This is a genomic window from Candidatus Leptovillus gracilis, assembly GCA_016716065.1.
Classification (GTDB): domain Bacteria; phylum Chloroflexota; class Anaerolineae; order Promineifilales; family Promineifilaceae; genus Leptovillus; species Leptovillus gracilis.
The window spans coordinates 523,019-542,214 of the sequence record JADJXA010000003.1; the positions used below are offsets into that span (position 1 = coordinate 523,019).

Genomic DNA, 19,196 nt, shown 5'->3' on the forward strand with positions numbered 1-19,196 from the left:
GGATACATCACCAGAAAATCGGTGTAAATCCGTTAAATCCGTGTCATCCGTGTATCCATTTCTACTTTTCCGACAACCTGCTAGCTATTTGCCTGGGGGCCTAATACAACCACCACCTGATGGCTTTGGCCGTCGTCTTGCAGTGGAACTTCCGGGCTGGGCAAACGCTCCCCATCCAGCCAGACCTCAGCGACGCCCTGCTGGACGCCGGCCGGATTTTTGACATGAATGTGGTAAGTTGAACGGCCGTTCCGATACACCATCCCATACTCCGCCCAACTCGCCGGAATACACGGCTCAATCACCAACATTTGTCCCACTTTGCGCAAGCCCAACAGCCCTTCCACCCCCAGCCGGTAAAGCCAACCGCTCGACCCTGTGTACCAGGTCCAGCCGCCGCGCCCCTGGTTGGGCGGCACGCCGTAGACGTCGGCAGCCAGCACATACGGCTCCACCTTGTAGCGCCCCGCCTTCTGCGGTGTGTCGGCGTGGGTGATGGGGTTGATCAGATCAAACAGGGCGTGGGCCACATCCCCCTCCCCCAGTTGGGCGAACGCCCAAATCGTCCACACGGCCGCGTGGCTGTACTGCCCCCCATTTTCACGAATGCCGGGCAGGTAGCCCTTGATATAGCCAGGGTCGCGGCTCGTTTTGTCAAACGGCGGCGCGAGCAGCAAAATGAGCCGCTCCTGCTGTAACACCAACCGCTCATAGGCCGCCTGCATCGCCTGCCGCGCCCGCTGCGGCTGGGCCGCGCCGGAAAGAACGGCCCAAGATTGGGCGATGGCATCAATTTGCGCTTCCTGATTTTGCGTCGAGCCAAGCGGCACGCCGTCGTCGTCGTAGGCGCGGCGATACCAGTCGCCGTCCCAGCCGTGTGTTTCCAAAGCGCGCTGGTAAGCGGCGGCTTGCTGACGATAAACGGCCGTTTCTCCCTCCCCCACCCGTTCACACAAATCGGCAAAGTCGTGCAGCGTCTTGTACAAGAACCAACCCAACCAGACACTCTCGCCGCGCCCGGCAATGCCCACCCGGTTCATGCCATCGTTCCAATCGCCGCCGCCCATCAGCGGCAGGCCATGCTGCCCGGCAGTGGTTCCCCTCTGCAAAGCGCGGCGGCAATGTTCCAGCAGTGAATAACGCTCGGCCGTCGTCTCATACCAGCCGTACCGCTCCTCTTCATCTTTCGCCAGAGGCTCGCCCACCAGGAACGGCCGTTTTTGCTGCAAAATCGTTTCATCGCCGGTGGTGGCAACGTAGTGGGCGGTGACATAGGGCAGCCAAAGCAAATCATCGCTGATGCGCGTGCGCACGCCGCGTCCGCTGGGAGGATGCCACCAATGCAGCACATCACCCGCCGCAAACTGATGTCCGGCGGCGCGCAAAATATGGTCGCGGGCCAGGTCTGGCCGGGTGTACAGCAGGGCCATCACGTCCTGAAGCTGGTCGCGGAACCCATAGGCGCCGCTGGATTGATACAGCGCCGACCGCCCCCACAGGCGGCAGGCGACCGTCTGGTACAGCAGCCAGCGGTTGAGCAGCAGGTTCATCGCCGGGTCGGGCGTGTCCACCGTTACCGCCCCCAGCAGATCATCCCATAAGGCGTGGACGGACTGCCAGACGGCCGTTACCTTTCCCTCCTGCTGAAACTGTTGAATAAGCGACACAGTGTCTTCCTGGTTCGCCGCCTGGCCCACAAAAAAGCAAACCGTTTCGCTGCCGCCGGGCGGCAAGTCGAGATGAAGCTGAATGACGGCGCAGCTATCTAACCCGGCCACTACCTGGTTGTTCAAGCCGATTCGCCCCAGCGCGGCTGGCCGACGCAGGTCACCCAAACGGCCGATAAATTCGGCCCGGTCGTCGGTGAAGCCGTGCGGCTGCCTGGAAGCGGCGACAAAGGCGACGCGCTCGCCAAACTCGCTGTTGTACGGGTTGCGGGCCAGCAAGGCAAACCGTTCCCAGTCGTAGCTGGGGATGAGATAAGGCTGGCTGCTTTCGCGGTTTGTGCCCAACACCCATTCAGCGTACAGGGTCAGGGTGAGGCGGCGCGGCCGGTCCCAGGCGTTTTCCAGCCGCACCTGGATCACCTTGATCGGATCCGTCGGGCTGACAAAGAGGCGCGTTTCCTGTTTGAGGCCGTGGCTGTGATGCTGAAAAATGGTGTAACCGGCTCCGTGCCGCACCAAATAAGGGGCGTCGGCCGGCGCTGGTTGGGGCATCGGCGACCAGAGTTCGGCCGTCTCTTCGTCGCGCAGGTACAACGCCTCTGCCGGGATGTCGCTGACCGGGTCGTTGCGCCAGGAGGTGAGCCGGTTTTCGCCGCTGTTTATCGCCCAGGTGTAACCGCCGCCGGTTTCCGACACCAGAAAGCCGACGCTTTCATTGGCGATGACGTTGACCCAGGGAGCGGGGGTGACTGCGCCCGGCGGCAGGTAAATCTGGTATTCCTGGCCGTCGGCGCTAAAACCACCCAGGCCGTTGTCGAACTGCCAGGTGGTGGGGCGAGGCAGAGGTGGGGTTGGTGGTGGGGAAACGGCCGTCTCGTCCCGTGTCGCCGTAAACAGGGGCAGGGGCGTGGGCTGGTAAAGCAAATTCCCCAACTGCTGCCCCATCGTCCCCTGCGAACCATCCAACACCACCCGCGCCGTTGTTTTCAGCAGCACCCGGTCGGCCAGACTCATCTGATCTTCGCGCAGCACAAACAGACCACCGCGCCGGTTCAGCCAATGCTCGCTTTGGGTGCGGTGGATCAGGTGGTAGATGAAGCCCTGCATCTCCTGCCCATAGTTTGACTCTTGTTGGTTGAGGATGACCAGGTCAATCTGCAAATCGCGCCGCCGCCAGTACGTGTGGGCGCGCAGCAGGTCGAGCAGCAGTTCACCATCCGCCTCCTGATGCAGTTGCAGCAGCAAAATGGGGTAGTCGCCGGAAATGCCAAAGGCCCACAAACCGGGCTGACCCTGGCTGTTGGCGGCCAGAGTCGCGGCGTCGGCGCGGCGGGCCGGGTGGGGATACAACAGCAGCGACAATACCCGCTGCATCTGCTCTAGCTGAGGCGCAGTTAAATCGAGTTGGCGCAGTTCTTGTTCGGCCAGGCTGCGGGCGCGGACAAACGCCCGTTCCAGCATCAGCCACTGCTGGTAGCGAGTAGCCCACTCCAACGCCTGACGGCGCGAAGGGGTCGCCAGGGTGATGAAGGCCAGTCGCACGGTGGTGTGGGGCGCAATGGCAACGGTCTGGCTGAGGGACATAACCGGGTCCAGGGTCGCGCCGGTGGTCTGGCTGGGACCATCCGTCAGAGCGATGGGATTGCGGGCGGTGCGACCGCGCCCCAGGAATTTAGCGCGGTCGCTGTCGTAACTGCGACCCTGTAGGGGCAACCCTTGTGGTTGCCCCAGGGCAGGCAAAGGAGCCAGGGCAGGCACAAGGCCGGCCCCTACATCAAGGGTTGTGTCGGCGAGCAGCATATGCAGCAAAAAGAGCGGCTCATCGTTGGCCGAACGAGGACGGCGGCGGAAGAGCAGGGCGTGCAGGCCGGGCAAGTATTCGCTTTCGACGAAGAGATTGGCAAACGCCGGGTGGCGCTGGTCGGCGGCGGCCGGTCCCAAGACAACTTCAGCGTAACTGGTGAGGCGCAGGCGGCGCGGCCGTTCGCTGTCGTTGGTCAGGTTGATGTGGCGAATTTCCACGTCATCTTCAGGGGCGATGGTGATGGTCATTTGCAGGGCAATGTGGTGTTCATGACGGCGAAATTCGACCATGTGGGGGTGGAACAGGAGTTCCTGATGCGCGGGACGGGCGGCCGTCGGCTGCAAACCGGCCGACCAGAGGTCGCCGTTGTCCAGGTCTTGCACGTAGAGCCACTGCCCCCAGTTGTCCAGGGTGGCGTCGGGCCGCCAGCGGGTGAGGGCCAGGTCTTCGCGGCTGCTGTAACCACCGCCGGCGTTGGTGATGAGGGTGTGGAAACGGCCGTTTGACAAATAATGGGCCAATGGCATCGGCGTGTCGGTGGGCACAGCCCAGGGGGGGTAGGAAACGGCCGTTTGCCTTAACTTACCGGCGCGCTCTTCCGGCTGCGACGGCCGTTCGTCGGGCAAGCGCAGCGGAACCTGTTCTTGCAGCAGCAGTTCCACACTTTGGATGTGAGGGTCGGCGTGGAAACGGGCCGCCATCGGGTTGTCATGCAGATAATTGATCAGCGCCAGCAAAATCATGCCCTGGTGGTGGGCCATATAGGAGCGTACAATCGCCGATGACTGCCCCAACTCCAGCCGCGCCGGGGAAAAATCGAGCGCTTCATACAAGCCATAACGCCCCATCATGCCCAACTCCGTCAGTTGGGCCACGTTCTGGCTGACCGCCTGTGGTGCAAATGGCAGCGCCAGGATCGAAGCGTAAGGCGAAATCACCAGATCATCCGCCAGCCCCCGCTTAAAACCCAGACCCGGCGCGCCAAACGCCCGATATTGGTAGTTTTGACCGGCGTCAAAGGTGTAAAAACCGGATTCAGAAATGCCCCAGGGCACTTGATGGGCCTGACCGTAGGCGATCTGGTGGGCTACGATGTGGCCGTAACTTTGGTTGAGGAATGTGCCTTCGTAACTGCGCATCAGCAGGGGCGGCATCAGGTATTCAAACATGGTCCCGCTCCAGGAAAGCAGGGCCAACCCCTCTTTCACCTGGGTCAATGGACGACCTAAATGCAGCCAATGGCTTTGCGGAACCTGGCCCTGAGCAATGGCAACCAGGCTGGCGATGCGTGATTCGGAGGCCAACAAGTCGTAATAGTTGGGGTCCAGGCGGCCAGTCGCCAGGTTGTAGCCAATGTGGAAAATTTGGCGTTGGCTGTTAAATAGAAAGGCAAAATCCATGTCGGTGACGAGATTGTTGGCCTGGCGAGCCAGCTCGTCGCAGCTAGTCAGCAGCGGGCTGATCAGCAGGCGGGCAGCCGACAGGGCGTCCGTCAATTGGTCGCACCAGTCGCGGTCAGCGGCGGCCGTATCGGTGGGCAGCATATGCTGTAGTTCGGCCAGGGCGGTTTGCCCGGCGGTACATAGATTGGCTATCTCATTGAGGCGAGGGGTGGGCGGCAAGGCGGACAGCAGGCTTTGCCAGGCGGCCTGAATGGCCGGGTCGGCCGACTGGCTGACAAAAGAGGGCGGCTGGCTAAAGGGCAGCACCCAGGGGAGTACGCTGTTTACCTCGCGCTGCATCCCTTGTAAATGGTGGCTGATGCGCTCGGCATAGACGCGCCAGGTGTGGATTGTACGGGCCTCGATGGCCTCACTGGCCTCAACCAGGGCCATGAGGTGAGTGGATAGGGTAGGTTGTTCATGGTCCAGCAGATGGCGCAGCAATCTGCCCCACTGTTCTGGTTGGTTTTGTACCTCCAGAACTTGTTGGCGCATGTGGGCAAGATGCTGCTGGCAGACCGCGGCCATGTCTTCGTCAGCCAGCGCTTCGCTGAGAACAGCCAGCGTATCTAACAAACCCTGCCACCGCTGCCAGCGCCAGGCGGGCTGCTGCGGCAATGTCAGACAGCCTTGTTTGAGGGTCAGCAAACAACCGGCCAGATTACCGCTGTCTACGGTGGAGACATAACTGGGTGGCAGCGGCGCCAGGGTGCGGGTATCTATCCAGTTGAGATAATGGCCGCGATACCGGTCTAACCTGTCCAGGGTGTCGAAGGTGGAACGGAGACGTAGGGTGAGGGTGAGGGGACTGATATAACCCAGGTCGTAGGCCCCCAAAACGGATAGGAGGTACAAGCCGATGTTGGTGGGTGAGGTGCGGTGGGCAACCACACCACGCGGCGATTCCTGGAAATGGTCGGGCGGCAGCCAGTTATCGTCGGGGCCGACAAATTCTTCAAAGAAGAGCCAGGTGCGGCGGGCCAGGGTGTGGAGCTGTTGGCGTTGGTCGGGCAGGAGGGGGGGGACGGAACGGCCGTATGGCTGGCTGATCCATTGGGCAATTTGCGGGCCAATGGCCCAAATAAACAACAGCGGCAGGGCGATAGGCAGCGCCGTTGGATTAACCCAGTAAATCAGCCCGGCTAAGATGAGAGCAAACAGGACAGAAGGGAACAATTGGCGGGAGACGGCCGTTTGACCTGCGCCGCGGCCAAACCGACGCTCAGTGGAAGCGGCGGTGGTCCATTGCAGCAAGTTGCGCCGGGAAATCAGCAGCCGCCAGAGGGTGGCCCCAATCGCTGCGACGGTGAGCAGACTTTCGTAAGGCAAAAAAGCCACAAACAGCAGCCAGCGAATGGTATCATCGCGTAACGGCCGTCTTAGTTCCGCCCAGGAAGCCCCGCCAATGGCGCGCCAAACGGTGCTAACGACGCTGGTCAGCAGAGAAGCGGCCGAAGTGAGCAGCGCCAACACAGTCCAGACCAACGGCGAGCCAGGCAGCCACAACCAACCGGTGACAAACAGGAGGAGCAGCATCGGCGACAACAGACTGCGCCGCAAATTGTCGGCGATCTTCCAACGCCCTATGGTGGACAAATCGTTGCGGACATACGGTTTTTTTTGCTCGTTGGGCGAGGACACATTGGGCGCCCAGGGCATCAGCCAGGGCAATAGCTGCCAATCGCCGCGCACCCATCGTTGGGCGCGGCGCGTGCTGGTGAAATAATTGGCGGGATATTGTTCATACAGCACGATGTCGGTTACCAGACCGGCCCGCCCATAAATCCCTTCAAACAAATCATGGCTGAGCAGGGTGTTTTCCGGGATGCGGCCAGCCAGGCTGCGTTCAAACGCATCAATATGATAAATGCCTTTCCCCACGTAGCTCCCCTCGCCAAACAAATCCTGATACACGTCGGAGACGGCCAGGGTGTACAGGTCCAGGCCGCTGTCGCCGGCAAAAATGCGCGTAAAAAAGGAGCGGTTGGCGCTGGTGGATTGAATTTGGGTGCGCGGCTGGAGGATGGTGTATCCGGTGGTTACCTTGCCGGTGTCTGGATCAAATTGGGCGCGGTTCAGGGGGTGGGCTAACGCGCCGATCAGCCGGTTGGCTCCCTCGCGGGGCAGGATAGTATCGGCGTCCAGGGTGATGATGTATTGAATCTGGGGCAAAATGCCCAGGTTGCCAACTTGCACGGTGTAAGATGTCTGGCTGTGGCCGCGCAGCAGTTGGTTAAATTCGTGCAGTTTGCCCCGCTTCCGTTCCCAGCCCATCCAGGTGTTTTCGCGGGGGTTCCATTGGCGATGGCGGTGAAAAAGATAAAAAGGTTGGCTGGGGTAGCGATTGTTCAGGGCTTCGATGCCGGTTTGGGTCTGGCTGAGAAGGCGAGCGTCGGCAGCGGCGCGGCTGGTTTCCGGCCCGAAGGGGGTTTGGGCCGTGGCCAAATCGGCATCGGCAAAGTCGGTCAGTAGGGCAAAAGCCAGATGGGGGTCGGGGTTGCGCAGGTAGTGCATCTCCAACTGTTTGAGCAGCGAGACCACTTCGGCGCGGTGAGTCAGCAGGGTGGGGATGACGACCATCGTGCCGCATTCGGCCGGTACGCCATTTTGCAGGAAGTCTAGTTTGGGCAAGACGCGCGGCGAGATAAGGTGGGTGACGAGCCAGTTGATCAGGGTGACGGTGGTGGAGATCGCCGGGATGAGGATGAAGAAAACGGCCGTTACCCCCGCCCACCCCGTCCCATTTCTGAAAGCGTAGAAGACAAAAGGCAGGGCGATGATGAGCGTTAACACGGCGACGCTGCTCAGGTAAAGGGGTGTGGTGTAAGGGGCCAACGCCCGCTGCCAACGGCGGAGTCCCCGGGGTCGGCAGCCGGTTTCCTGTTCCAGTTGGCTTAGCCCGGCAGCCAACAGGTAATAGCCGACGTGGCGGGTGGGGGAGTTGGTGTCGGCGGGGGCGCGGGAGGCCAGGGAAACGGCCGTTTGCGCCACCACAATTTCTGCCTGATTCGTCGCCCGCGCCACCCGCTCGACCACTTTGCGATACCGGTCGCGGGTCTCGAAATCCATCTGGGCATACACTTCGGCCGGGTCCTGGCGCAGGCATTGTTCCACCTGGCTGATGCGCTCAAAAAAGATGAGCCAATCTTCACCGGCCAGCAGGCGCAGGCTGGGAATGCAGTTGGCAACCACGTCGGTATCGTTGACGGTGTGGTTGCATTGCAAGGCCAGGGGCAGCGGCTCGGCCGCAGGCGGCAAGTTGGCTAGACGGCCGACAGACTGCGCCATGCTCTCCAGCAGCACCAGGCGCAGCATAATCGGCAAGGCCCACAATTCCCCATCGTCAGGGGGGTTACGGCCTGATACGCCCAAACAAATTTGTGGATGCGCTCCAGGTCGAGCTGGCACGTTTCGACGATGAGGAGTTGGCGGGCCAGGTCATAAACACGAGGATAATCTTGCAGCGGAGCGCCCGAATTAAGCCGGGGCAAATTCCGGTAAAAGTCAGGCGACAGGTCTTCTTCGATTTGCAGCAGGGCTTGTTGGACGACATAATAATTATCCAGCAGCCATTCGGCGGCATAGGAAAAGACCAACGCTTCGGCGGTGCTGTTGCGGAATGTCTGGTACCCTTTTTGCAGTAGTTTGGTTTGCTGCGGCAGCCGCTGCAGCAAATGCTGCGCTCGCGGCGCGTAGCAAATGGCCTGATGCCCGGCTGCCAGGTGCTGGGCGGTCTGCTCTAATCGGCTGAGAACCTGTGTGGGCGCGGGTTGACTGGCGGAAGGGGGAAGGGTCTCACTGGGCGTAGTTGGCGTTGGCAAAGGTCTGCCCTCCCATCGCCTGACCTGATGACCGGAAGGCATTGTCGGTCGCCAGCGGCCCGGTATTAGGGGACGACATATCCTGAACAACGAGCAGCGGGACGAGGCCGTAGGTGATGAAGTTGGTGACGAGGTTGCCATACGGCCGTTGGCTGCCGCCGGAATGACCATGAGCGCTCAAAATCAGCAAATCCACTTTTTCCTGGTCCACCAGGTCATGCAAAGTGGTGATGACATTGTCGCCGACCAATAAACGGGTTTGGCTTCCTGGGGGCAGGCGGCGTTGCAGTTGTGCCAGGTAGTCGGTGGCGACGGTCTGGTTACGTTCGACGATCTGGGTCATCAGGGCGCTGTCTTCGGGGGTGAGAGCGTGGGGGTGGACCATTTCTGGCCGGGCGACAATGTGCGCCAGCAATAGTTCTGCCTGGTGGTATTGGGCCAGGCGGGTGGCAATCGGCAAGACGCTTTCGGCGCGCAGTGAACCATCGAGGGGGAGGAGGATACGGCCGTAGTGCAGTTCAGCCGGCCGATTATCGGCCGGCCACTCTGCCCGGACCAACAGAACAGATTTGCCTACCTGCCAGATTACCTTTTGCGCCACCCCGCTCTGGCTCTGGTTGCTGAGTACCACCAGGTCTACGTCATGGTCGTGGGCATAGGCCACCACCCGCGCAGCGGCCGGGCCTTCGAGCAAGACGCTGGTAACGGACAGGCCGCTTTGCTGCCACTGTCGGCTCATCTGGTCCATGTAAGATTGTGCTTCTACTTTGCGCAAATACCAGTTCAGCGGGTCCACCTGGGGCGCACGGCCGTCATCCTCTGGCTCCACCACGTGCAGCAAGAAGAGATGCCCGCCCACAGCCTGGGCAATGGCCCTGGCATGTGGCAGCACACACTCCGCCAGGGCAGACCCCTCTAGCGGTACAAGGATTCGGTCCAGCATAATGCTCCTTCACAATAAGTTTCGACGTGGTTCATCCAGCAAGACATCCTCTTGACCGGATATATTTTTGTACGGGTCAGGCTGAACGAAGCGGAGCATCCCCAACGGCTTCATCCGTTTGGGATGAATGGGATGCTTCGTTTTGCAGGCTATTCCTTCTTGTCTTTTTTGTCTTTTTTGTCCTTTTTCACCTGTTTTTTCTTGTCCGCCTTCTTATCCTCTTTTTTATCCTTCTTGTCCTTCTTGCTATTGTTCTTATCTTTACTCATGATTCTTTCTCCTTTCGATCAAATCTTATGGGGTTTTTATAGTCGCAAAGTGTCTTCTCAATATTCTGGGGTAAACGAGGCCTGAGCTTGTCGAAGGTCATTGGTTTCGGCAAGCTCAACCAACTGCACCCCCATTTATTGGGAAGATGCTATATAGCTGCCAAACGGCCGTTATCGGGCAACCAGCCGTGCTGACCCTTCCTACCTCTGCCTCCGTGTAACTAGCCAGAGCGCACCCTCGACGGCTGCGTCCGGTCGCTGCCCCGCAGCAAAAAGGCCAGACCAAGCCCGGCCACAAAGCCGCCGATATGGGCCATATAAGCGACGCCGCCCGTGTCCGTTGTGGTGGCGGCGATAGAACCAACGCCGCTAAAAAGCTGTAACACAAACCAGAGGCCAATGACGATCAACGCCGGAACCTGCATCACGCCCTGGCGCTGCAATACCTTGATCTTTCCCTGGGGAAATAACAAGATGTAAGCGCCAAGTACCCCGGCAATCGCCCCCGATGCGCCCAAATTTGGCACATTGGACCCAGCGCTAAACGCTAACTGGGCAAAAGTGGCGGCCAGACCACAAAGTAAGTAGAAAATGATGAACTTAACGTGTCCGAAACGGTTTTCGACGTTGTTGCCGAAGATGTACAAGTAAAGCATGTTGCCGCCCAGGTGCGCCCACCCGGCATGCATGAACATGGCCGTGAAAAGTGTCAGAGAATCGCCGACGGGATCAGCCAGGAAACGGGCCGGAACAAAAGCCCATTTTTCGATAAAGGCGTCACCGCCGCTCATCTCGACAAAGAAAAAGAGAACGTTCAGCGCGATCAGAGCATAAGTGACCACTGGGAAAGTTTTGCTGGCGCTGTCATCATCACCAATTGGGAACATGAGGATTATCTCCTTCGCAACCGCACTTCTGACGTTTACTTCGCCTTATACACCTGGCGATCGCGGTCTTACTTATATTTTTGCGGCGTCTCCCCTTGCCGGTGGTCGTCCAGGCGTCCCAGCGTGCTTTCCAGGGACCGCATTAACTGCTCGGCCGCGCCTTCAACAGCCTGTTCCCAGGTCGCCGCATCATGGGTCACGGCCGTCGGGGAACGGCCAGCAAGACGGACCTCCAGCACGCAGCGCATATCATGGGTGCCAAATTTGTTGTCGCTGTTCTCGTCACTCAGGTAGACTTCAACCCATGTGATTCGCTCGCTGAAACGCTCCAGGGTCTCCCCCACCATGGCTCTGACTTGTTCGGCCAGATCGTCATCGGCTTCGATATTTTTATCGGTGTTGATTTGAATTTTCATATCTCTGTTGTCCTTGTAGGCGGCATCTGGCGTTACGTAGATCAATAACGATAGATAGCGGCCAGGCCTGTCTGTGTCGGCATCTGCTCAGGGGACATGATGATAACTTCGCCGCCCATTTTCAGGGTCAAGGCTGCCAGGTCGTCGAGCGCGTCATCAATTTCCGGGTGTTCCAGGTTCGCCAGGAGGACAACGCCGGAAGCTGCGTCAATCTGGCCGGGTATTTCACGGCCGTTCTCGATCAGTAAGGTAGCCACTCGCCCAACAACGGCCGCTTTTGCCACCTGCGTCAGTTGGTCATAGCCGAGATTCTGGGACATGGCATTGCCGAACTGCTCGACCAGCGCGGCCTGTCGTGCCAGATAATGCGGCTCGACGACTTGCCAGGCGCGCTGGCGGAGTTCATCCTGGGGCAGGGCGTCCGGGTTGATATCCACGCTCTCCCCCAGTAAAAACGGGTTGCGGCTGACCTGGTGGAACAGATGATGATGTTCCGGCAAGGCCGCCAGGACCAGCGGCAGGGCCGATGGCAGCGAGTGACTTTCCAAAACGCCCCGGTCAACGGCGCGGAAGAAACGTTCGGCGTCGCCATCCACTTCGGCCGCCTTGCCGCCATGGCCGTGGTGCATGCCCGGCTGCATTCCCCCCGCGCCGCTGTGCTGCGTTCCCGTCACACCGCCATAAGAGGCGACGGTGAGGTGCGGGTCGGACAGTTCTTCGCCCAACGCTTCGGTAATTGTGCGCGGTACGTCTGGAGCCAGTTCGATCTCGTCGAGGGCGTTGCGGTTACCCTCGAAGAGTTTGATCTCCTGCCGACTCAGGCCCAGGATTTGGTAGCGATCGACCGACTGGAGTACGCGCAGCAGGGGTTTGGTGTGAAACGTGTCGGCCGCGATGGCCAACTCGGCCACGGGTCGTTGCAGTTTGTAAACGCGAAACAGATCCCTCGCTGCCAATATAGCCAGGCCGTCAAGGGTATGGTTCCAGAAATCACGGTCATCGGCCAGGGTTAGAAACGGTTCTAGCAGCGGTTGAATCTCGTTTGCCGGGTATTTTTGCAGCAGCGACGCTTCCAGTTTTTTCACCAGGTTGCCAAAGCGAATCGGGTCTTGCTGGTTTTCTGGATGCCGCCGGTGAGTTGTTTGGTAGAGTGAAAGACAGGGTGGCTCGCGGTCGTTTAAGATCTCCGCGATGGCATTTTTATCTAGCAGCTTGTCGGAGAAGATACGTTTCTCCGAACAAAAATGATTTCGGTGTAAACTTTGGGTATGGCAAGAAAATTCAGAACTGCTGATTACGAAAAGACCCTGGACCTGCAAATCACCTTGCGCGATGTCCTGCCACCCGACCATTTGGCTCGCTTCATTGTCGCTGTCGTCGCCCAACTTGATTTGGGGATCGTGTATAGAAAGTATAGTGAGCAGGGTGCGCCACCATACGCCCCGGAAGTGATGTTGGGATTGCTGTTCTACAGCTATGCCAGCGGCGTATTCAGTTCGCGCAAGATTGAACGCGCCACCCATGAGGTGATTCCCTTTCGTTTCATTACCGGTGACATGCACCCCGACCATGACACGATTGCGGCTTTCCGCCAACAATTTCTGGCTGAACTGAAAGAGTTGTTTGTCCAGATACTGCTGATTGCCCAGGCGATGGGCTATTTGCAATTGGGTAACGTCAGTCTGGATGGCAGCAAAATCCATGCCGATGCGTCCAAGAGCAAAGCGGTCAGTTACCAGCGGCTGTTGGCTATCGAAGCCTATCTGCAAGCCGAAGTCGAGGAGTTGTTCACTTTGGCTGAAGTTGCCGATGGAGGACAACTGCCCGAAGAGATGAACATTCCTGATGAGATTGCCCGACGCCAGCAGCAATTGGCGCGGCTGGCCGAAGCCAAGAAGGTGCTGGAGGAACGCGCCCAGGCCCGGTATGAAGCCGAGCAAGCCGAATACGAGGCCAAGATGCAAGCCCGGGCCGAAAAGACCGACCCACAGGAAAAAAGCCGCCGGGCAAACCACCGCAGCCACCCACTCCAGGACCCAGAGATAAAGACCAGTACAACTTCACCGACCCCGAATCGCGCATCATGAAAAACGCCACCAACAGCGGCTTTGACCAACATTATAACGTCCAGGTAGTGGTTGACCATGACAGTCGTCTGGTAGTGGGCAATTGGTTGTGTGACCATACCAACGATAAACAGGCCGCCCTGCCAACTCTCGACACCGTACCACCAGTCGTGGGTCAGCCGAAAAAGGTCAATTTGGACACCGGCTATTTCAGCGAAAACAACATCGCCAGCTTGGAAGCGCGCGGCATTGACCCCTACATCGCCACCGGTCGCAGCCCACACCATCAGGGTTGGCGTGCCTTTTTCCTGGACAATCCCAACCCGCCACCCAATGATGCTTCCGTCAAAGAGCAAATGGCTTACAAACTGCAGACCACCCTCGGCAAAGCCACCTACCGTTTGCGCAAATCGACGGTTGAACCGGTTATCGGTATCATCAAGGAAACCTTGGGTTTCCGTCAGTTTTTCTCTGCGAGGCCTGGTTGCTGCCGGTGGCGAATGGACATTGGTTTGTCTGGCTTACAACTTGAAACGATTGCATACCTTGCAGGTTGGTTGATGGGGCGTTATTGCCCCCTGCCTGATGCCCGAAAACGGGCTGTAAAACCGTGCAAAATTCATGGTAATGAGGCCAATATGAGTTGCAAACTGCTTGTCTTGATGCTTTGAAATCGTTATTTGTCTATCATCGGGCCTTCAGAAGATATTTTTCCGACAGCCTGCTAGTAGATCCATCAATTTCTCCAGGTTTCAGCAAAAGGGACGGTTAAATGTGGCTGCCGGAAAGCGCCGGTTTATCTGTGCCAGTGGGCTGCTGCGCCAAATGCTCTACTACTGATTGGCTATATAGTTTCTTACCGTCCCAACGGCCGTTACCATCCCCATTCTTCCCGTTCAGCGGTGGGTTGATAAACAGGTCCATTGGAGCGGACACAGCAAGCGCCAATTCCGCGCGGACAACGGTGAGCAGGCTGTGCATGTCGTAGGGTTTTGGCAAAAAATTGGGCATCGCCTGTTGTCCAAGACGATGACCGACCTCTACGCGACTCAGGCTTGATGAGATGATGACCCTGACGTGAGGGGCAATTTGGCGCAATTCTTCATATGTCTATTCGCCGTTCATCACCGGCATGTTCATGTCGAGTAAAACCAGGGCAACGCTTTGCCACTGCTGCCGGTAGATTTGCAAGCCTTCGTATCCGTTGACGGCGGTGTAAACCGGTACGTCCAAGTGATAGGTGAAAACATCGGTCAGCGAGCGATTCGCGTATATCCTGGTTATCGTCAATCACCAGAATACCGTCTGCCGCTACCACAGGCGGCAAATAATTAACTGAAATCATCCATTTGCTCCCATTCATAAACCCCCTTGGCGGTTTGCCAGTTAATGTGCAGCGCAGTTGGCTGCGTGAGGGGTGTTATAATTAGAGTACCCCAAGCAGTTGTAAAATGACCAGGATGACAACGATAACGAGCAGCGTGTGGATCCAATTGCCGGTACGGAGTCTTGGGTTCACACTTCCGCCCAAAAAGCCGAGCAGCCACAGGATGAACAGAATAACAATGATAGTCCATAACATGAGGTTTCCCCTTTATGAGACTGGTTCAATCTATAAAGCTATAAAACTGAACCAATCTGGTACTAAGTGATCATCAAGAAATTACATGGCCCAGATTGGACCAATCTCCAAGATTGGCCCAATCTAAACGTGTAGATTATTCATAGCTAAATAGTTGATCAGGAGCCGTTAACGGCCGTTTTCCCAGCTTCGACAACGGTGGCAAAACGTTCCTTTCCGCTGTCAATGACATCATGGCCCCGTTGTTGTATCTCTTCCACCTGTTCGTGCAGGCTGTCCGTAACGTGATGGGCTTTAGCCCGCAGCTGCGCGGCCGTGTCATCTACCGCGTCGGTTGTCTGCTCGCGCAAATCCCGACCTTTCCGCCGGAGCTGCTTCCGCGTTTTCTTGCCAGATTGCGGCGCTATCAGCAGCATCACGCCTGCGCCGATCAGGCTGCCCAGCAGCAGCCCGGCCAACAACATCAGCCCGGCCCAAAAGCCGCTTAAATTATTGTCATCTTGATTCTTTTTGTTACTTTTCTTGTTCTTCATGCTCTGGTTTCCTTATGAAAATAAATGGCGTTATCCAGTTGAAAAAGCTGCCCAAGGGTTGGTTTGGTCAATTCATCAATCAGTCGGCTAAACCTCCGAGGAGTTTCAGCCCTCGGAGGTTTGAATCGCTGTTAACCCCTGCGCAGCCCTCTGCCCTGGAAGAGGCTAACAATTGCCAACAGAATGACGGCGCCGACGACCGAGACAACCAAAGCCGGCAAACTGAAATCGTTTTGGTTGATGGTGCCAATGCCCAACAGCGGCGTCAATACCAGACCGGCCAAAAACGCGCCGACGATGCCGACGATAATGTTGAGGATCAACCCTTGCTGCCCATTTGTGCGCATAATGATGCTGGCTACCCAGCCAACAATACCGCCAACGACAAGCCATATAATAAAGTTCATTTTATACTCTCCTTTAGAGTGTTTAAGTATGCACGCTGCCGTGCTTTACAAATTAGTTAGTGGCCCTTGCCCTGGACCTGACAGGTTTTCGCAAACCTGTCAGGTCTTGCTGGAATTAGTGAACCTTAGCGGCATCAAGCCGCTTGTTCAGCTCCTTTTCGGCGTCTTCTTTGGTGTAACCATATCGCTTTTGCAGTGCGCCGATCAGTTGGTCCGCCTTGCCATCCACCTGTTCCAGGTCATCGTCGGTGAGTTTGCCCCACCACTCTTTAACCTGACCCCGCATTTCTTTCCACTTGCCTTCAAAAATATCTTGGTTCATCGTGTGATCCTCCAGATCATTTAGATAAACTGCCTTGATTGGTCGTTGGCGGTGCACCGGGCAGCAAGGCGCGCCGAGGTTTAGCTAACGTGAATCTTGGCGACTGCGTCGCGCAGCCGTTCCGCCACCCGGTCTGGCGTTTCGTCTTTGCTGATGAAACTGTCGGCTCCGGCCGAGAGCGCCGCCTGCTGCCGGGCATCCAGGTGGCTGATGAGGACAATGACAACGGCCGCCGGGCAGGTGGCCCGCAGCGCCGGGAGCGAACTTTCTGTGGGGATTAACTCCCAGTCCACCACGATCATGTCGGGTTGGGTTTGAGCGGCTTCTTGCAAAACGGCCGTCCACTTGTTCGCCTCCCCAACTACCTGCATGTTCAAATCCAGCAGCATCAGCCGCAGAGCTGAACGGGTGTCGGTTTGGCTGTCGGCTATAAATACGCGAATCATGTCAATGCTCCGAGAACCGGGATTCATCCAGCGATTCAGTGATTGCTGCCTGCTTTGCCAGCAGAAATTCTTGCCAGGCATCGTTAAAAACGGCAATATGTCCCGGCTGCGCAATACCGATGACAACATCTGCCCAGTCTCTATGTTCGTCAGCCTTCTTTGCATATTCGGGATGCGCGCCAGTTCACCAATCTCATCGGTGCGCTCTTGCTGTGTGTTAAGCCAATCCTGGAATCGTAGAATCATCTTTAACTCCCGGTAATGAGATATCGCCCGTTGTGCCGACTCAGGGTCAGGGTTTTGGCCTCGCTGTCTAGCTGACGCGCCAATTCCCAGCCGGTGACGCTGTTCTTGAGATAAACGTCATACGGCGACGCCTCGGCTGGTAAGGTACGGCTCTCGCCCGGACCAGCCACACAGGTGCTGATCAGCGTGCGGCCGGTAAATATCTGCGCCTGCACCCGGATCTCAGCTTTGTTGTGGAAGGTGATTTTTGTCTCGTTCATCTTTTTTTGCCCATGCTAACGAGGCCCCAACGCCAAAGAAGCTACGCGCCCAGGCGGCAGAAGTTAACGGCTTGTGGCGCAGCGGATAAAGCCCTGGTCACCGTGAAATGAGTCTGGTGGGGCTAATTTCAATCATACAACCAGCGCCTCTCTGGTACATCGGCTGGTCAGGGGATTTGGAACTCCCCCAGTTGGGGGAGATCAGCATGGTGACAGTCTGGCACAATCACCAAGATTCAGTAGATCGAAACGATTGGGGAGCGCAGGCGTCTCGCCTGCCAAAACGGGCAAGATGCCCGCGCTCCGTTTCGATCTACTGAGTATCAGTTGCGGATGAATGTGGAGAGGGATGAGGGGTGGCAAACGGCCGTTTAGTCAACCAACCTCTGGCGCACGGCCATCGCCGCAGCCTCGGTACGGCTGGCGACGCCAAACTTGGTCAGGATGTTGCTGACGTGGGATTTGATGGTGGAGGGCGTAACGAATAGTTTCTCGGCGATCTCGCTGTTGTTCAAACCGGCGACCATCAGGGCCAACACTTCGCGCTCGCGCTCGGTCAGGTCGTGGCCGGGCGGCGGCGGTTGGCTGGCGGCTTGGGCCATGGCCTGGACAATCTCCGGGGCGAACGTGCCCCGGCCGGCATAGGCAGCGCGAATAGCCTGGGCCAACTCTTCGGCCGAGACGTTCTTGAGCAAGTAGCCGATGGCCCCCGCCTGGAGCGCGCTTTGTACCAGACTCTCTTCTTTGAAGCTGGTCAGGGCAACGATCTGTACGGTGGGGAAGCTTTGGCGAATGAGGCGGGTAGCGGTGACGCCATCTATGTCTGGCATGACGATGTCCATCAGGATCACGTCGGGTAAAATTTGGCGGCAGAGGGAAACGGCCGTTTCCCCATCCGCCGCCTCGCCCACCAGTTCCAGATCGTCAAACACCTTCAAAAAGGTCGCCAGGCCGCGGCGCACCATCGTGTGGTCATCCACCAGCATCACCCGAATCGGCATTGAGGGAGTCATCGGACCTCCTTTTCCAGCCGCTTTGTCCAGCGGATAACAATTTCTGCCCCCTGGCCCGGCTGGCTGGCAACCGTTAATTCTGCGCCAATCGTTTTGGCCCGTTCGCGCATCATGCTCAGGCCATAATGGCCGGCGGGCGTGTGGGCCATATCAAAACCCTGGCCGTTATCGCGGATGCGCAGCGTCACCGCGTCGGCCTCATAACGCAGATCTATCTCCACCCGGCTGGCCCCGGCATGTTTGGCGATGTTGGTCAGCGCTTCCTGGCAAACGCGGTAGAAAGCCACCTGCACATCGGCGGGCAAGGGGCCACGCTCTGTCCCAGTCACCGTCACCTGGACGGGAATGTTGGTCCGGCCGGTAAGGGCGTCGCCGAACTGACGCAGCAGGTCGCCCAGCTCGCTGTCGGTTAAGACAAGGGGGCGCAGTTCGGCCAACAGGCCGCGCATCTCGGCCATGGCGCCGCGCGTCAGGCGGCGCAGATCTTCTAACGCCTGCCGCCCCTCTGTCGGGTCGCGTTCCCAGAGGCGGGGCAGCACTTCGGCGATCAGGCTGGCGGAGAAGAGGGATTGGTTGACGGCGTCGTGGAGATTTTGCGCCAGCCGCTGCCGTTCTTGCAAGGTAGCCTGGCTGGCCCGCGTTTCGATCCGGGCCTTCGTCTGCTGCGCCAGTTTTTGCTCCTTTTGCACCCGCTGGCTGATATCGCGGACGGCGCTCAGCAGACACGGTCGCTGTGCAAACGTAAGCGCCATCCCCCGGATTTCGCCATAGAAGGCTGCGCCATCGCGGCGGAGGTGAACGGCCGTTGCCACATACACACCGCCCTCTTGTACAGTCTGGAGGTAGTCGTGGAGCAGATGATGGCTGTCGGAGTGAAGGAGGCTGGCAAGGGGTTGGCCGATGAATTCTTGGGGAGTGTAGCCGTACATAGCGCAGGCAGCAGGATTGGCCTCTACAACCATCCCGGTTTGGGCGTCGTGGATGATGAGACCGTCGCTGACAGCCTCGAAAATGCGCTGATACGGCCGTTCTCCCGCTTCACTATGCATACAAGCAGTATAACCGATGGCGA

16 protein-coding genes and 1 pseudogene are annotated in these 19,196 nt (G+C 58.2%); 1 reads left to right on the plus strand and 16 read right to left on the minus strand.

Features of this window, described 5'->3' with window-relative positions:
* Positions 1-80: 80 nt before the first annotated feature.
* The 6 genes from IPM39_11165 to IPM39_11190 form a co-directional block, all read right to left on the minus strand.
* Entirely contained in the window at positions 81-8,246 is an 8,166-nt protein-coding gene (locus IPM39_11165; protein MBK8986623.1) for a hypothetical protein, read from the minus strand.
* Positions 8,177-8,734 (minus strand): hypothetical protein, encoded by a 558-nt coding sequence (locus IPM39_11170; GenBank protein ID MBK8986624.1) that lies wholly within the window; start codon positions 8,732-8,734, stop codon positions 8,177-8,179. Before IPM39_11170 ends, IPM39_11165 begins: the two co-directional genes overlap by 70 nt.
* Positions 8,709-9,677: a universal stress protein gene (locus tag IPM39_11175; GenBank protein MBK8986625.1), complete on the minus strand. Its 969-nt coding sequence runs from the start codon at positions 9,675-9,677 to the stop codon at positions 8,709-8,711. Before IPM39_11175 ends, IPM39_11170 begins: the two co-directional genes overlap by 26 nt.
* A gap of 490 nt (positions 9,678-10,167) precedes the next feature.
* On the minus strand, positions 10,168-10,833 hold the full coding sequence (locus tag IPM39_11180; protein MBK8986626.1) for a rhomboid family intramembrane serine protease: 666 nt from the start codon (positions 10,831-10,833) through the stop codon (positions 10,168-10,170).
* A gap of 68 nt (positions 10,834-10,901) precedes the next feature.
* The gene (locus IPM39_11185; protein MBK8986627.1) at positions 10,902-11,249 is read right to left on the minus strand and encodes an HPF/RaiA family ribosome-associated protein; all 348 of its coding nucleotides are present in this window, start codon (positions 11,247-11,249) and stop codon (positions 10,902-10,904) included.
* A 41-nt stretch (positions 11,250-11,290) separates the two neighbouring features.
* Positions 11,291-12,601, minus strand: a complete 1,311-nt coding sequence (locus IPM39_11190) for a hypothetical protein (protein ID MBK8986628.1) — start codon at positions 12,599-12,601, stop codon at positions 11,291-11,293.
* Between IPM39_11190 and IPM39_11195 the strand changes: the two are divergent.
* Positions 12,518-13,876 (plus strand): annotated as a pseudogene (locus IPM39_11195) (transposase). The gene IPM39_11190 and the pseudogene IPM39_11195 sit on opposite strands and share 84 nt — an antisense overlap.
* 207 nt (positions 13,877-14,083) lie before the next feature.
* On the opposite strand, the gene IPM39_11200 reads toward IPM39_11195, so the two are convergent.
* The 10 genes from IPM39_11200 to IPM39_11245 form a co-directional block, all read right to left on the minus strand.
* On the minus strand, positions 14,084-14,326 hold the full coding sequence (locus tag IPM39_11200; protein MBK8986629.1) for a hypothetical protein: 243 nt from the start codon (positions 14,324-14,326) through the stop codon (positions 14,084-14,086).
* Positions 14,327-14,425: 99 nt separating this feature from the next.
* Positions 14,426-14,605: a hypothetical protein gene (locus IPM39_11205; GenBank protein ID MBK8986630.1), complete on the minus strand. Its 180-nt coding sequence runs from the start codon at positions 14,603-14,605 to the stop codon at positions 14,426-14,428.
* Between the two features lie 136 nt (positions 14,606-14,741).
* Complete coding sequence (locus IPM39_11210) at positions 14,742-14,897, minus strand: lmo0937 family membrane protein (GenBank protein MBK8986631.1); 156 nt, start codon at positions 14,895-14,897, stop codon at positions 14,742-14,744.
* A gap of 158 nt (positions 14,898-15,055) precedes the next feature.
* A complete protein-coding gene (locus IPM39_11215) occupies positions 15,056-15,430 on the minus strand; it encodes a YtxH domain-containing protein (protein MBK8986632.1) in 375 nt (124 codons plus the stop codon).
* Positions 15,431-15,561: 131 nt separating this feature from the next.
* Complete coding sequence (locus tag IPM39_11220; GenBank protein MBK8986633.1) at positions 15,562-15,837, minus strand: GlsB/YeaQ/YmgE family stress response membrane protein; 276 nt, start codon at positions 15,835-15,837, stop codon at positions 15,562-15,564.
* A 115-nt stretch (positions 15,838-15,952) separates the two neighbouring features.
* A complete protein-coding gene (locus IPM39_11225) occupies positions 15,953-16,159 on the minus strand; it encodes a CsbD family protein (GenBank protein MBK8986634.1) in 207 nt (68 codons plus the stop codon).
* 80 nt (positions 16,160-16,239) lie between these two features.
* Positions 16,240-16,605 (minus strand): response regulator transcription factor, encoded by a 366-nt coding sequence (locus tag IPM39_11230; protein ID MBK8986635.1) that lies wholly within the window; start codon positions 16,603-16,605, stop codon positions 16,240-16,242.
* A 248-nt stretch (positions 16,606-16,853) separates the two neighbouring features.
* Positions 16,854-17,111, minus strand: coding sequence for a hypothetical protein (locus IPM39_11235; protein MBK8986636.1), 258 nt, complete (start codon positions 17,109-17,111; stop codon positions 16,854-16,856).
* A gap of 371 nt (positions 17,112-17,482) precedes the next feature.
* On the minus strand, positions 17,483-18,097 hold the full coding sequence (locus IPM39_11240; GenBank protein MBK8986637.1) for a response regulator transcription factor: 615 nt from the start codon (positions 18,095-18,097) through the stop codon (positions 17,483-17,485).
* Between the two features lie 23 nt (positions 18,098-18,120).
* Positions 18,121-19,173: a PAS domain S-box protein gene (locus IPM39_11245; protein MBK8986638.1), complete on the minus strand. Its 1,053-nt coding sequence runs from the start codon at positions 19,171-19,173 to the stop codon at positions 18,121-18,123.
* Between the last annotated feature and the right edge of the window lie 23 nt (positions 19,174-19,196).

Coding starts and splice junctions, on each gene's coding strand:
- IPM39_11185 (MBK8986627.1), bottom strand. CDS start 11,249: ATGAAAATTCAAATCAACACCGATAAAAATATCGAAGCCGATGACGAT.
- IPM39_11220 (MBK8986633.1), bottom strand. CDS start 15,837: ATGAACTTTATTATATGGCTTGTCGTTGGCGGTATTGTTGGCTGGGTA.
- IPM39_11175 (MBK8986625.1), bottom strand. CDS start 9,677: ATGCTGGACCGAATCCTTGTACCGCTAGAGGGGTCTGCCCTGGCGGAG.
- IPM39_11225 (MBK8986634.1), bottom strand. CDS start 16,159: ATGAACCAAGATATTTTTGAAGGCAAGTGGAAAGAAATGCGGGGTCAG.
- IPM39_11230 (MBK8986635.1), bottom strand. CDS start 16,605: ATGATTCGCGTATTTATAGCCGACAGCCAAACCGACACCCGTTCAGCT.
- IPM39_11180 (MBK8986626.1), bottom strand. CDS start 10,833: ATGTTCCCAATTGGTGATGATGACAGCGCCAGCAAAACTTTCCCAGTG.
- IPM39_11240 (MBK8986637.1), bottom strand. CDS start 18,097: ATGCTGGTGGATGACCACACGATGGTGCGCCGCGGCCTGGCGACCTTT.
- IPM39_11235 (MBK8986636.1), bottom strand. CDS start 17,111: ATGAACGAGACAAAAATCACCTTCCACAACAAAGCTGAGATCCGGGTG.
- IPM39_11215 (MBK8986632.1), bottom strand. CDS start 15,430: ATGAAGAACAAGAAAAGTAACAAAAAGAATCAAGATGACAATAATTTA.
- IPM39_11245 (MBK8986638.1), bottom strand. CDS start 19,173: ATGCATAGTGAAGCGGGAGAACGGCCGTATCAGCGCATTTTCGAGGCT.
- IPM39_11210 (MBK8986631.1), bottom strand. CDS start 14,897: ATGTTATGGACTATCATTGTTATTCTGTTCATCCTGTGGCTGCTCGGC.
- IPM39_11190 (MBK8986628.1), bottom strand. CDS start 12,601: ATGGTCGGGTGGCAGGACATCGCGCAAGGTGATTTGCAGGTCCAGGGT.
- IPM39_11200 (MBK8986629.1), bottom strand. CDS start 14,326: ATGCCCAATTTTTTGCCAAAACCCTACGACATGCACAGCCTGCTCACC.